General features: G+C 44.2%; 11 protein-coding genes. 4 read left to right on the top strand and 7 right to left on the bottom strand.

From position 1 onward, the window contains the following. Positions 1-152 precede the first annotated feature (152 nt). The 4 genes from AC3EBE_RS04405 to AC3EBE_RS04390 are packed head-to-tail and all read right to left on the bottom strand — an operon-like array spanning position 153 to position 5,362. Positions 153-1,301: a cyanophycinase gene (locus AC3EBE_RS04405; RefSeq protein WP_488593791.1), complete on the bottom strand. Its 1,149-nt coding sequence runs from the start codon at positions 1,299-1,301 to the stop codon at positions 153-155. Next, the gene (locus AC3EBE_RS04400) at positions 1,234-2,676 is read right to left on the bottom strand and encodes a cyanophycinase (protein WP_488593790.1); all 1,443 of its coding nucleotides are present in this window, start codon (positions 2,674-2,676) and stop codon (positions 1,234-1,236) included. The genes AC3EBE_RS04405 and AC3EBE_RS04400 overlap by 68 nt, the downstream gene beginning before the upstream one ends. A gap of 54 nt (positions 2,677-2,730) precedes the next feature. Beyond that, positions 2,731-3,906: a beta-aspartyl-peptidase gene (gene iadA, locus AC3EBE_RS04395; RefSeq protein ID WP_488593789.1), complete on the bottom strand. Its 1,176-nt coding sequence runs from the start codon at positions 3,904-3,906 to the stop codon at positions 2,731-2,733. 37 nt (positions 3,907-3,943) lie between these two features. Next, complete coding sequence (locus AC3EBE_RS04390) at positions 3,944-5,362, bottom strand: YfcC family protein (protein WP_488593788.1); 1,419 nt, start codon at positions 5,360-5,362, stop codon at positions 3,944-3,946. Positions 5,363-5,636: 274 nt separating this feature from the next. On the opposite strand from AC3EBE_RS04390, the gene AC3EBE_RS04385 reads away from it, so the two are divergent. After that, positions 5,637-7,652 (top strand): sigma 54-interacting transcriptional regulator, encoded by a 2,016-nt coding sequence (locus AC3EBE_RS04385; protein ID WP_488593787.1) that lies wholly within the window; start codon positions 5,637-5,639, stop codon positions 7,650-7,652. Between the two features lie 315 nt (positions 7,653-7,967). Then, positions 7,968-10,019, top strand: coding sequence for a DUF4179 domain-containing protein (locus tag AC3EBE_RS04380; protein WP_488593786.1), 2,052 nt, complete (start codon positions 7,968-7,970; stop codon positions 10,017-10,019). Positions 10,020-10,343: 324 nt separating this feature from the next. On the opposite strand, the gene AC3EBE_RS04375 is transcribed toward AC3EBE_RS04380, so the two are convergent. From AC3EBE_RS04375 to AC3EBE_RS04365, 3 genes are read right to left on the bottom strand one after another with little or no spacing between them, the layout of a single operon-like run. Next, complete coding sequence (locus tag AC3EBE_RS04375; protein WP_488593785.1) at positions 10,344-10,640, bottom strand: putative quinol monooxygenase; 297 nt, start codon at positions 10,638-10,640, stop codon at positions 10,344-10,346. A gap of 22 nt (positions 10,641-10,662) precedes the next feature. Next, the gene (locus AC3EBE_RS04370) at positions 10,663-11,298 is read right to left on the bottom strand and encodes a nitroreductase family protein (RefSeq protein ID WP_488593784.1); all 636 of its coding nucleotides are present in this window, start codon (positions 11,296-11,298) and stop codon (positions 10,663-10,665) included. Between the two features lie 23 nt (positions 11,299-11,321). Beyond that, positions 11,322-11,753: a MarR family winged helix-turn-helix transcriptional regulator gene (locus AC3EBE_RS04365; protein ID WP_488593783.1), complete on the bottom strand. Its 432-nt coding sequence runs from the start codon at positions 11,751-11,753 to the stop codon at positions 11,322-11,324. A 475-nt stretch (positions 11,754-12,228) separates the two neighbouring features. On the opposite strand from AC3EBE_RS04365, the gene AC3EBE_RS04360 reads away from it, so the two are divergent. Together AC3EBE_RS04360 and AC3EBE_RS04355 are read left to right on the top strand one after the other, a co-directional pair. Further along, positions 12,229-13,008, top strand: a complete 780-nt coding sequence (locus AC3EBE_RS04360) for an REP-associated tyrosine transposase (RefSeq protein ID WP_488593782.1) — start codon at positions 12,229-12,231, stop codon at positions 13,006-13,008. A 169-nt stretch (positions 13,009-13,177) separates the two neighbouring features. Continuing rightward, positions 13,178-13,678 (top strand): hypothetical protein, encoded by a 501-nt coding sequence (locus AC3EBE_RS04355; protein ID WP_488593781.1) that lies wholly within the window; start codon positions 13,178-13,180, stop codon positions 13,676-13,678. Positions 13,679-13,826 lie beyond the last annotated feature (148 nt).

Genomic DNA, 13,826 nt, shown 5'->3' with positions numbered 1-13,826 from the left:
ACCAAGAAGAGGGTATCTGTTTTTTAAAAATATTATTATTGGCAAAAAAAGATAGAGGAAGTGTGTTTGAGTTACCAAAAAGAACCGGAAAAGTATTTGACATTGTACTCATACAAAAAAAGCCAAACCGCAAAGGGCTTGGCTTATCAAATTTATTTTATACTAACAGAAACAGGAGTAATATCAAGAACGGCATTCACAAAAGAATAGTCGTCTTTACCGCCATCTTTGTAACCCCAGAATCCTTCCGTTTCTTCTGTTTTTCTGAATGTCAGCTCGACACCTTTTCCTTGGTCGAATGCATAGCTCCTGACTTCTTTTTCTCCGCTATTATCAACAAGGTTGTATGAGATGAACTTGCTTAATGTTCCATGTGGCGTCAGAACGCCGGAGTGAGGTGCTGCATGATAGTCTCCGTACTCGTAGCCGGCTGTGCTTACTTTATGGTCACTGATCGCGAATTCCTTCGTTTGCAGATCAATCGAGTCGCCTTCTGCTAGTGATGATAAGTGAATGTTCTTGTATTCACTCTGGACGTTTGGATTGGTTTTTGCATTGGATAGATCAACTACTGTCACTCCTGCCCGTCCGACTACTTCGATTTTCTTCTCGCCATTGCGGACAATCATGGCTGTATCTTCATCAATTCCATATGAGAGCTGATTGCGGTCACCCTTTTCGTAAGCTGTTGCAATCAGTCTGCCAAGGCGGGCTTTGTTGTCAAAATGCTGGTCGATGAGTCCGTATTGGAAGAAGCCAAGTCCGCGCTCGAGATAGCCTGGACCGCCCTCCTGCTGCTGCATGCCATCGTAGGTGTCAGTGAATCCTTTTGCAAGAGTGTCAAGGCTGCCTCCTCCAGCAAGCATGATATCGCTCATAATCGCAGCTCCGGCACTCGTTCCTCCAAGGACTGCACCCTCTTTATAGACGTCCCAGATGGCAGTTAATGCCTTGGATTCAGACTGGTCAGCGTTAAACATAGCTTTCGTGATTTTTGTCTGATCTCCGCCGACAAACCAGATGGCATCGAGTTCTTTGATTCGTGCATATGTTTCATCTGTGTTTTTCAGTGCTTCCCATTGTGCTGCATCATTTTGGGGAGTATCTTTGTAATTTGAAACGGTGATTGGCAGGATATGAATATTTTCTTCTTTGACTCCATAACGGATCAGATCCTTTTTAAACAGATTGGATGAGCTTAACGATCCGCTCGCTGCCGGGACAATTCCGAATTCAGCATCCGTTTTTTCCTTTTGCCAGGTCAATGAACGATTGGTAAACCGACGCGTTTGTTGATCCAAGAGCACCGCCGGCAATGACCAGATTCCCTTTGATGTCCTCATGATCCTGCCTTGTTGGAACAGCAAAATTAGAAGGTTTATAGTCTTTGAATGCCTGATCGTCCTTCGTAAAATCGACACTCACTGGTGAGACATCCATTCTGACCTTCACGATTGAATAGTCATCCTTTTGCCCGTCCTGATAGCCCCAGTAGCCATTCGTTCCATCCGTTTTGCTGAAGGTTAAAGCAAAACCTTTGCCTTCGCTGTCATATAAGTAGCTTTTCACTGAATCAGTTGATTCATTGTCAACGAGGGAGTAGGAAAGATATGGTTTGAGTCTTCCATAGGACGTTAAAACACCTGTAGCATCAAGCGGTTTAAATGAATAATATTCGTAGCCTTTTGTATCCAGCTTGTCACTTCTGAAGGTAAAAGCTCTTGTTGTTAAATCAATCTGATCACCGGGTGACAAAAAGCTGAGCTCTACATGGTTCACCGGATGCAGATTCTTGCCCGCCGGCTTTGCCTTGCTTGTATCAACAACCGTTACGCCCCCGCGGCCGGCAATTTCTGCTGTTTTTGCCTGATTGTCTACGATTAACGCTGTATCTTCGTCAATTCCGTATGAATAATTTGCTTCCTTTTGTTTTTCATATTTCACTGCAGCTGCTGCCAGACGTCCCAGTCTTGCGCGCTCGTCGAAGTGCTGGTCAACGATGCCGAATTGAAAAAATCCAAGTCCTTTTTCAATGTAAACAGGTGCATATTCTTGATCTGGGTCAGTTTCGTCTTTCGTTGTGAATTCACCTCTGAGGCCGCCAAGGCTGTCGCCGCCTGTAATCATGACATCACTCATGATGGCAGCGCCGGCGCTTGTCCCTCCGATGACTGCACCCTCTTTATAGATATCCCAGATGGCCTCAAGTGCTTTTGTCCGTTTTCCATGTCCTTGATAAAGAGTGCTGGTGATCTTGAGCTGATCTCCGCCGACAAACCAAATGGCCGATAGATCTTTAATTTGAGCGGCAACGGCTTTTTTATTTACATTTGCCTTCCACTTCTCTTCATTAAAGTCTGTGTCGCTGAAATCATGGTTAGAGATGGGGAGAATTTCAACATTTTCTGGATTTACACCGTATTTGACAAGGTCTGCTTTAAATTCATTCGATGATTTTAATTTTCCGCTTGCTGCAGGTATGATTCCAATTTTAGCGTTTTTTGCACCACCCGCACGTTCAATAAAAGCATCATAAACGGCTTTGTTGCTGCTTCCTAAAGATCCTCCGGCAATGACAAGACTTCCGCTGATCTCCTCCTTGCCGGCTTCAGCCGGAATACTGAAGCTTGACGCCAGAAGACAGACAGCTGCAAGCATACTGATACGTTTCTTCACTCCTATTCCTCCTTTAAAGTTGATCGTTCTTTTCAAGACAGGCCGACTTACATTTTATGTTTCAAAGGTGCCCTTAATAAGAGGGACTCCTTTTTCAACCATCACTCTTCCTTTGGCAATGACCGTGTCAATCGCAAGAGATTCCTTATCAAGCAGGACAAGATCTGCATCAAGCTGTTCACGGATTTCGCCTTTTTTCTTCAGCTTTAGAATCCGGGCGGGGTTTGAGGTAATGACCTGCAGTGCTGTCTCCAAATCCACTCCTTCATCAAGAACAGCCGATCTTACCTCCTCATATAGGGAAGACACTTTTCCGACCTGCAGCCCGGCAAAATCCCCGTTTTCATCAAAATAGGGAAGGCTTGCCTGACCGTCTGATGAAAAGGTGATTTGAGTAACAGGTACCCCTTTTTCCAGCATCAGTCTCAAGCCCCGGCTGCATTTCACTTCTCCCTCTTCAAGGAAGAGGGGGATTGTGCTCGTGGTGAGGTCCACATATCCGCCAATTTCTGCATAGCGGATGCCTTCTTCAAACAGCTCCTGATTCCGGTTAATATGAGTAGGATGAAAATGATGGACAGGTATATCCGTTTTCTCGGCGATTTCAAAAAGAAGGTCGAGTTTACGTTCGCTGTCACCGACATGGATTTCAAGCACGCCTGCTTTTCCGGTGATCAAACCGCCGTTTCTTGCGGCAGCCGCTATTTTGGCAAGCTCTTCAAATGTCGGCTCTGAGGAACGGTGATCAGCTATCGCAATCTCTCCAACCCCGATGATTTTATCTATGAAAATAAGATCCTCTTCAATTTTTCCAGTCAGCGTTTTTACAGGGATTTGGTAGGAGCCTGTGTGCAGATACGCTGTGATGCCTTCCTCTTCCAGGGCATGAGCTTTTGCAAGCAGACTTTCAATTCTTCTAGTTGTTCCATCTGTTCCAAGTACTCCTACTACTGTTGTCACACCGGCTTTAGTGGCATCTGTCAAGTTGAGCTCAGGGGTGCGGGTTTTAAAACCGCCTTCTCCGCCTCCGCCAATTAGATGGACGTGTGAATCGATGAAGCCCGGAACAAGAAGTTTCCCTGTGCCATCGATCACTTGAACGGGCAATGATGATAGATCCAGGTCAATCCTGTCTTGGATGCAGCCGATTTTATCTGCCGTGAGGAGAACGTCTTTTTTGCCTAAATAGTGCGGCGCATAAACTTCGGAATTTTTTATGAGTGTAAGCAATGGTAAACCTCCTGTTTATCTGGGATGATCCGGGTTTCTAAAAGGGTCCATAGTTGATTAAATGAGCAATCACAACGGCTGCGAGGCCAATCAGATATTGAATGAAAACAAGCGGAAGCACCCACTTTGCCCACTTTGTCCATGGAATGCCGGCAATCGCAAGGCCAGCCATCAGCGTACCGGCTGTCGGGAAGATAATATTTCCGATTCCATCTGCAAACGAGAAGGAGAGAACAGCTGTCTGACGCGTAATATCTAGCAAATCTGCAAGCGGCGTCATGATTGGCATGGTGAGCATCGCGTGTCCGCTGCCTGAAGCCAGGATGAAATGGATGAAAGCCTGGAAATTGTACATTACGACCACACTCCAGAAAGCAGGAATATGCTTAAGTGTTTCGGAAACACCATAAAGCATGGGGTCAATAATGTGTCCTTCATTCAAAACGACAAGTGTTGCTCTCGACACCCCGATAATCAATGCTCCGCCAATTAATAGGGAAGACCCTTCGACAAATGATTTCGCTATCTGGTCTGCCGAAAGTCTGCCGATAATTCCGATTAGGATCGTTAAAACAACAAAAAGAGCGGCAATTTCCGTAATATACCATTGGTATTTAATCACTCCAAAAGCAAGCACAACGTAGTTAAGAAGGAAGGCGGCTAAGATCAGCTTATGCTTCTTTTCAAGCTTTTCCTTTGATTGAAGAAGGACATCCGCTTCTTCTCTTGAGTATTTTCCGAAGAAACCTTTTGACGGGTCCTTCTTCACTTTCATGGCATGACGGTAAACGAAAATCACCGATACTCCATAGACAATTACGAATAAAATCAGTCTGTATCCCATTCCCGAGAACATCGGAAGCTCTGCGATTCCCTGAGCCACGCCGACAGTGAATGGATTCATTACCGCTGTAGTAAAACCGGCTGCTGCCCCGAGAATGACGACTGCCGTACCCGTAAGTACATCAAAACCTAAAGCAAGTGCAAGCGGAATGAGCAGCGGAATATAAGCAAGCGTCTCCTCAGCCATTCCCATAAGCGATCCGCCGACTGCAAAAAACAGCATCATGACCGGAATCAAGAGCTTTTCCCTGGAAGCAAGCTTCTTCGCGAGCGTGGTAATCAGCAAATTAATCGTGCCGGTAGCGGTTAATACACCGAAGAATCCGCCAATGATCAGCACAAAGAAAACAATGTTTGCCGCTTCGACCATTCCAGTATGAAGGGCTTTTACCATTTCAAACGGATTTACCGGGGTTCTTTCAGCATTTTGGAATGTGTTTGGGTCAATTTCAGTCCTTCCGTCCACTTCGATCCTTGCGTAGTCTCCTGCAGGCAGTACATAGGTTAACAGAGTTGCGACAACCAATACACCCAGCAGCAGGGCAAATACATTGATCTTTCTCTCTTTCTTTTCTTTCCTGTTTGGTTGATAAGCGGTTTCAGCCTGAGCCATAATCTTTTCTCCCCTTTATTTTTTGATGCGTTTGTTAAGGTGAATGCAATATTTGTGCCAAGACGAAAAAAGGAGAGAAAGGCCTGTGTGAAAAACTCGCTGCTTGATCTACGTAAGGTTCATTCAAACTAATATTCCCCTCAAAAGGCCGTATTCAATTTTTTGCATATGGAAAAAATTATCTAAAATTTCTAACAATTTATATTTTGTTTGGTCTTAATTGGCGGTTTAATATGATATGATAAAACCAATAGAACCAAAAAGAGGTGAATCTATGAAACAATCACTTATCCTTTTGACAGGCGGTATAAAAACAAAGAAAACGCTTCATCAACAGCTCAGCCAGCTTTTGGGGGATTATCTCACCATCAGGAGCTATTCTGCTGATGAAGGGCTTCCTTCAGGCCTGGAGGCTGACATAATTCTTTATTCCTCTGAAGCTCTCAAAGAGGAACTGGGCCACATAAGGAATATAAATGCAAAAAAATTTATAACTGGTCAGCGTACCGTTCATCATGAGTATCTCGACAAGCTTCTATCCATTCCAGCGGGTTCTAATGTTCTCGTCGTAAACGATGAGTACAATGTCACGATGGAGCTGATCCGGTCGCTTTACCAGCTCGGAATTATGCATGTCCGTTTTCTCCCGTTTAAAAAAGATCAATCCTATCACGAAAATATTGATGCAGCTGTTTCGCCCGGCGAAATCGAGCTTGTCCCTTCCTATGTTCCGCTTACCCTTGATATCGGTGTGCGGCTTTTTGATATGACGACAATTTTAAAAATAGCCGACTACTGCAGCCTGCCCGAAAATGCGGCTCTGCACATTTCAGAGAGGTACATCCGCAGCATGATTGCACTGCAGCAGAAGCTGATGGCTGCAGAAAGACAGACAAAAGAGGTTTATCAGCATCTGCAGAATGTTGTAAACACGGTGGACGACGGCATTCTTGCCATGAACGACAAAAATGAACTTACTGTTTTTAATGAAAAACTTGAAGCGCTGTTTCTGGTGAATGGAGCAGACATCATCAACACCCCGATACAAGCAGCGAACCTCCAGGAAGATGTAGTTTCTTTTATTCAAAATGGCATTGAAGAAAGCCGCCTGTTCAGTATTCACGGTGTCGAAGTTGTTGTCTTCCGCTATTCAATGGCTTTGGAACAAACGACTGTAGCTGTTTTTAAAAGTGTCCGGCAGGCACATGAAATTGAAAAGACTGCCCAGCGAAAACTGCGTGAGAAAGGGTTCTATGCCAAATACAGCTTTGATGATCTTATTTGCGAAAACGAGAGAATGAGAAATCTCAAGCAGATCGCGAAAAAACTGGCTCTTTCAGAACATCCGATATTAATACAGGGGGAGTCTGGAACTGGTAAAGAGTTATTTGCACACGCTATTCATCAGCATTCCATGAGAAAGAACGGACCATTTTTGCCGGTCAACTGCAGTGCCCTGTCCGAAAGCCTGCTAGAGAGTGAACTTTTTGGCTACGAGGAAGGTGCTTTTACCGGCGCGCAACGCGGAGGGAAAAAAGGATTGTTTGAGCTTGCGGATAACGGCACCATTTTTCTCGATGAAATCGGCGACATAAGTCTCTCGATGCAGTCCAGACTGCTGAGAGTTCTCCAGGAAAAGGAAATCCGCAGAATTGGCGGAACCAAAATCATTCCCATTGATGTGCGGATCATTTCGGCCACAAATAAACGCATCGAAAAGCAAATGGAGGAACAGACCTTCCGTAATGATTTATTCCACCGGCTGAATGTTCTTAACCTCTCCATTCCATCACTGAAGCAAAGGAAAGAGGATATTCCGCTGCTCATCCACCACTTCATCACGAAAAACGGCAAATGGCTCAAGGTCGATCCAGCGTTAATGGACCAGCTGGCATCAGCTGAATGGGACGGGAATATAAGGGAATTGAAAAATACGGTCGATTATATGATTACAGTTTCCGATGGCTCAGTTTTAACGATAAGAGACTTGCCTCATTCGTTTTCTGCTAATGTACCTCAAGTACATCACATCGCAAGCCATGAACAGTCAGAACACGACGCCACCCTGGCGATGGTAAAAGACTGCAACCAAGGCGGAAAACCAGCGAGCAGAGACTGGATTTCAGAAAAAACAAAAGAATGGATGGTCCCCCTTACTCCCCAGCAAGTTCGCAAACGACTTGACGATCTGGAAAAAAAAGGCATGATCCTCAAGCGGAAAGGGCGGGGCGGAACCAAAATCACCGAGGCAGGGATGAGGTATTTGGAGAGGGTAGACAGGAAGTGTTGATTAGCCTGTGTTGTGGTGATTCTTGCCACATTTCGCGGAACAACAGCGCAAGCGCGTTGAACTTTTTCGAGAGTTCCCCTGAAGGTAGTTCAAAAACTAGAGCAAATGCCACGTCTCGTTTCTGTTTTTCCAATGCCAAAACTAAACTAAGAGGTTTTATGCAAAAACGTCCCCATACTTTTCTGTGATCCATGGAAGCATAAGAAGCGTCCCCGTGCTTCCATGGAAGCAAAAGAAGCGTCCCTGTGCTTCCAAAATAGTAAATTAAAGGTAAAATAGAGTTGGAGAGATAGTGCGGATAAAGGGGGGACGGGGATGATGCAGGCGAAAATAGATTCGGTGGCTGCTGCTTCTATACGGGAAAAGGGTATTGAGTCTGTGGTGGATTGGTTTGAGCGAAATTTGGAATCTTTTTATTCACTGGGGTGGTTTTACCTTCATGATGAGTCTCGAATGGAAGAGCTATTTTACCAGTCGGCTTTAAAGGTGCACAAGAAGCTGCCGCGTTTTAAGAGTGATATGTCATTTGATATGTGGGTTACTTCCGTTTTCATTGATCACTGCCGGGAGCTTTCTTATGCTGGGGGGCTGCAACTCCCTAAGGTAAATCAGGATATCTATAGAGCGCTTGATGAGCTTGAGGCTGCCCAGAAGGAAGCGATGCTCCTGATCTATGTAAAAGGATTTTCTCAGGAGGAAGCGGCGCAAATTCTCCGAGTTTCAATGGATAAAATGAAAGAGCTTTTATACTCCGGAATTGAGTCGGTCAGAGCACAGTTGACTGGCTTAACCTACAATGGCTGTAAGGAGTACCGCAAGAATTACCTGGATTACCTGGAGAAATCGATGGCTCGCCTGGAAAAGATCGAGTTTGAGAAGCATATTTACCATTGCCGCGATTGCCAGGAGGATTTGGCCAGTTTTCAAGAAGTGGCCGTCTCCCGATTGAGTTTTGCTGAGTATATGAATGACCTGCACGTGCCTCCTCATTTCATGGAAAACCTAAAAATGAGGCTTATGGAAAAGAAGAAACACAGTCAGAAGAAGAACAAAAAGCGTATGAAGATGGCCCTTCTTTTTGTAAGTGTGTTTGCCGTTGTTATTGCGATCGGTGTTTTTACGGGTGCCATAAGCTACGCGTACTATGGCTTGACGGAGGAAGACGAGCAACTGCGTATGTTTTTGCAAAAGGACCTGGGGCAGAGGGTGGACCTGGAAGCGGAAAACGACGGGGTGAAAATTAAAATCACAGGCGTGGTTGCGGATGATTTTCAGACGCTTGTTTTTTATAAAATAGAAGATACCGGGGATGGCAATCAATATTACGTGAATAATGGCGATGGACTAATTGTCGAAAACGAAAGTGAAATCATGAATCAAGTGTCATATCCACGATTTCAGTTCCCGGACCTAAAAGCGGAAATGAATAAAAAAAATAAGAATGTATTTTACGGGAAGATTGGACTGCTGCCGATCAACAAAGATAAAGGCACAGTTGACATTAAAATTAACAGGCTGATCAAATTGAGCCAGGATGCCTCTGACCCGATTGGATTAAGTTTCAGGAACACGGAATTCAAAGAAGGTGATTGGGAATTCAAGGTCCCAGTAACCAAGCAGCCTTCTACCGAATATGAATTGAATGATCAAACAGAAATAGAGGGAGTACCGGTCCGTTTTAATCGGATAACCATTGCTCCAACCACGACGATTTTGGATTATGGTATTAATATTGGAAATCCAGAGAAAAGGCTAGACTTTCTTAATTTTGGCGATCTGGTAGTGAACAATGAAAAATTGAAAGCTGACCTGTTTGGCAGTGATTTCACAACTTCCTATCAAGATGTGAATTGGAATTCATTCCAAACACGATTTGACCCGCTATATGGAGAAAAACCAGAGGGAATAAAGGTTCATTTTAAGTCAGCAGGTTTAGCATTTGAAGATGATAAAAGCATCGAGCTGGACATGACAAAGGAATTTCCGCAGACCTTTGAATATATCGGAAGTACCATCAGTATCGATAAAGTTGACATCGGAGAGTTTGAGACAACCGTCGTCCTAAGCGATCATGAAGTTAAGGACCGAGAATATGAGATGTTCCATGTGAATATAGTGGGCGAAAATGAAAATGAACATTTCTCAACGAGTATGGATTCAGAAGGAATATTCGTTGATCGGAAAGGAGTCGAATTTGATCCAGCTACAACCCCATTCGACTACAAAAATACCGACCAGCCCCGCCATTTCGTTACCGAACAAACCATTAGGCTAGAAGGCAACAAGGTGATCCCAATAAGAATTGATATCACTGGATATAGCACAACAAGATATTTAGATCATGTCATCGAGATATCAGTTGAGTGAAGCATGGGGACGCTTCTCGTGCTTCATTTTTTTGCAGGAGCATGGGGACGTACCTAGTGCTTCTTTTTTTGGAGGAGGAGGGGAGCATGAGAACGTTTCTTGGAAGCATGGGGACGTTTCTTATGCTCCCATTTTGATAGGGAGGTTACTTGGTGTAATCTTGGTTATGACTGGTTGGGTTAGGGCGGGTGCTATGCATTGTAGTGAATGAGAGAAGCAAAGGGTACGTCCCCGCGCTCCCAGAAGCATTGGGGACGTATCTGCTGCTTCCATTCTGGGTGAAAAAGAGAAGCACAGGGGACGTCCCTGTGCTTCTAAGTGTTTCTATTTTGTGATTGGTTCGGCGTTGAATAGTTTTACTTCTGTTGGCGCGGCCATGTATTGTGGTGCTTTTGCCATGAAGGCTGTGAAGTGGTCTGCCTTGTTGTGAGTTTGGACGGCATTCATGTCTTTCCATAGCTCAACCATTGTGTAGGCTCCAGCCTTTTCGGTGTCTTTTAAAAGGTCATAGGAGACATTGCCTTGTTCGGCTTTTGATGCTTCGATTAATGGTTTGATTTCCGTTAAGAATTCCTGTTCTAATTCTGTTTTTACTTGAAAACCTGCATGAATAATAATCATGATTCATTTCTCCCCTTTTATATTATTTCCACTGTGCAATTACATCTACAGGCAAACGGACTGACTGGTAGCCCTGGTCAGCGGCTTTTCCGATTGAGATGAGCATGACAGGGTAAAAACGATCCTTGTCCAAATCGAAAGCTTCAGCAATCTGGTCTTTTTCGTATCCGCCGATTGGGTTGGTATCGTAGCCGTGCGCGCGAGCTGCCAGCATCAGCTGCATGGATACGAGTCCTGCATCGATCAGGAACATTTCTTTTTTCTGCTCGGGTGTCATGGTTTTTACAAGTCCCGCTATTGCCGGAACCTGTTGGTCTCTTACTTCAGCGGGCATGAAGCCTTTTTCTACTGCGGTATTGTAAATGTTTTCCAGATATTCCTCACTCTTCATGTCCACGAACACAGCTATCACAGCTGCAGAAGATGCGGCTTGTCTCTGGTTAAATTTTGCTAGAGGGGCAAGCGTTTCTTTGCCTTCTTTTGAATCAATCACGACAAAACGCCATGGCTGCAGATTCACGGAGGATGGAGCTAGAGACGCTTCCTCGAGGATTTGCGTCATTTCTTCTCTGCTGATTTTTACTTCAGGATCATAGTTCCTGATGGAGCGGCGGCCTGTAATGATTTCTTTGAAGTCGTTAAGTTTATGTGTAGTCATGTTGTACACTCCTTTTAATTGTCTTAGATGTCTTCTATATTTTTTTGAAGGCGTGTAAGCATATGGAGAAGGGCTGAACCTTCTTCCTCAGAAAAACCTTTGAGGAAGCTGGAAATGAACTGCTGTTTTTCTGCGCAATAAGCGGTGACTCTCCTTTTTCCCTCTTCAGTCAGCTGGACAAAAGTGAAACGATTATCTTCAGGATTTTTCCTCCGGAGGACCATCCCGTTTTCTTCAAGCTGCTTCAGATGCCTGGTCACTGCCGCATGATCAATATTGATTTTTTTCTGAAGAGCTCTCTGGGTGATTTCCTGTGATTCATACAGCTCCCTCAGAATCTCAAGCCGGGATTGGCTGATGCCAGTACAGCGGTCAAACTTCGCCATTGCCCTTTTATTAATCTCGGACAACATTTGAATGATGAGTTCATTATTGTCCATACTGATATTCTCCATACGCAAACGCCGCCTTTAGATAATTGATGGGTCAATTATTGATACGTCAACTAATATAATACTTAATGAACTTGAAGTCAAATGGGGAAGACTGGAAGGGGAATTTAGGGTCCTTAAAAGAAGGAAGATAAAAATCATTCTCCTATATCTTAAATCACAGGGACGTATCTTATGCTTCTGATTTTAGGGAATGAAGCATGGGGACGTACCTACTGCTTCCATTCTGGAAAAGAGAAGCACTGGATACGTCCCCGTGCTTCCAAAGCAGCAGAAGTGTCCCCCGTGCTTCCAATTATGTCTTCTATATGAACTTTCCTAAATAATAGAGTAAAACCATTCTGAGTGTTATATGATGGAATCGGACCCGCTATTAATCCTTCTTTTTACCTCTTTTTTGTACTAACACTTCTTTTATTCTGCAATGTAACAAAATTCATTTTCCAAACCAATCAAATTTTAACGAGTGGTGATGTGAGTGGTTCGTAAGGCTAGGAAGAAAAGTTCTACTGGTACTTATCATGTCATGTATCGCGGTGGTAATCAGCGGGAGGTTTTTCATGATGAAGAAGACAACAGGAAGTTCCTTGAAATTTTTAAAAAATATAAGGAGCTATTTGGGCTAGAAGTTTATGCCTGGTGCTTGATGAATAATCATGTTCATCTGCTGATTAAAGAGGGAGAGGAACCGCTGGGTGTAACGATGAAGAGGATCGCCGTGAGCTATGTATCTTATTACAACGATAAATATCAAACTGCCGGCCACCTCTTTCAAAATCGATATCACAGCGAAACAGTCGAGAATGACGAGTATTTTCTCATTGTGCTTCGCTATATCCACCAGAATCCTTTGAAGGCAGGGATGGTAGAGCAGGCGAATGAGTGGAAGTGGAGCAGCTGTGCCGGATACTATGGCCAGTCCTGCTTTCCCGGGGATTTGCTTGATCAGGCCAAGGCTTTAAGAATGTTCTCAGATGACGGTTTTATCGCAGCAGAAAAATTCAAGGAATTCAATGAGCAAAGAAATGAGGATGAGTGTCTGGAAGATCTTCCGTTTAAACGCAGAAAGCTTCCAGATGATGCAGCAAGGCTGAAAATCAAAGAGATTCTTGGTTCTAAAGAAATTGCTCAGGTAAAAAGTCTCCGCAAGGCCGTGCGCGACCCGATCCTGAGGGAGATTAAGAACATCGATGGACTATCCCAGCGCCAGGCTGCCCGAATCTTGGGAATCCCGCCAAGTCTGGTGTTTAAAGCATAATTACACCTCATCTTGAAAACCCCTTACAAATTTTAATTCAATTTTTCCTGTATAAGAAGAAAGTTTAGCACAAAAAAGCGGTATCCGGAGAATGGATAAGCGGTCTAAAGGAGAAGCAAAGGGTACGTCCCTGTGCTTCTAAAATTATCAATTATCAGGAGGCTTTATTATGGGACTTGATATGTATTTGCGTTCTTTGCCGAAGATTGAGGGGATGGATTTGGAGGAAGTGATGATGGCTGATGCACGAATGAATCAGCATGAACAAGAGGGCAGTGAGGTATATAAAAAAATCAAACCCCATATCAAACATTTCGAAGAATTCGATATGTCGTGGCGAAGTCTGTTTACGGACATTGCTTATTGGCGGAAGACCAACTGGCTTCATCATTGGTTTGTAGAGACTATACAGGGCGGGGAGGATGATATGTCACACTATGAGGTAACCAGCAACCAGCTTTTTGAACTTTATAATAAGTGCCTCGAAGTCCTTGCTCGCGAAACTCCGCCTTGGGATGTGCTGCCAACAAGGCCAGGGCCATTTTTCGGTGATATCTCTTACGGCTTCTATTATTTCTATGAAATCGAACGAACCAAAACGATCCTGGCAGACCTCCTCCAAAACTTCAATTTCGATACCCACTACATTCTGTACCACGCCAATTGGTGAAGCGCGGAGAACGCCTCAGTGAAGCACGGGGACGTATCTCATGCTTCCCTTTTGAAGGAATATTAGAAGCGAAAGAAACGTCCCCATGCTTCAATTTGTAATTTTTTCTTAAAGGAATTTTTAAGAGTTTTTGGGTAGATTGGACTGC

This window comes from Mesobacillus sp., from assembly GCF_057785455.1.
The sequence above is the reverse complement of the archived record's forward strand: the minus strand, read 5'-3'. Positions and strand labels throughout refer to the sequence as shown.

What these genes read in the sequence shown, in the direction of transcription:
- AC3EBE_RS04355 (WP_488593781.1), top strand. Translation starts at nt 13,178, where the DNA reads ATGGGACTTGATATGTATTTGCGTTCTTTGCCGAAGATTGAGGGGATG.
- AC3EBE_RS04385 (WP_488593787.1), top strand. Translation starts at nt 5,637, where the DNA reads ATGAAACAATCACTTATCCTTTTGACAGGCGGTATAAAAACAAAGAAA.
- AC3EBE_RS04380 (WP_488593786.1), top strand. Translation starts at nt 7,968, where the DNA reads ATGATGCAGGCGAAAATAGATTCGGTGGCTGCTGCTTCTATACGGGAA.
- AC3EBE_RS04375 (WP_488593785.1), bottom strand. Translation starts at nt 10,640, where the DNA reads ATGATTATTATTCATGCAGGTTTTCAAGTAAAAACAGAATTAGAACAG.
- AC3EBE_RS04365 (WP_488593783.1), bottom strand. Translation starts at nt 11,753, where the DNA reads ATGGAGAATATCAGTATGGACAATAATGAACTCATCATTCAAATGTTG.
- AC3EBE_RS04370 (WP_488593784.1), bottom strand. Translation starts at nt 11,298, where the DNA reads ATGACTACACATAAACTTAACGACTTCAAAGAAATCATTACAGGCCGC.
- AC3EBE_RS04390 (WP_488593788.1), bottom strand. Translation starts at nt 5,362, where the DNA reads ATGGCTCAGGCTGAAACCGCTTATCAACCAAACAGGAAAGAAAAGAAA.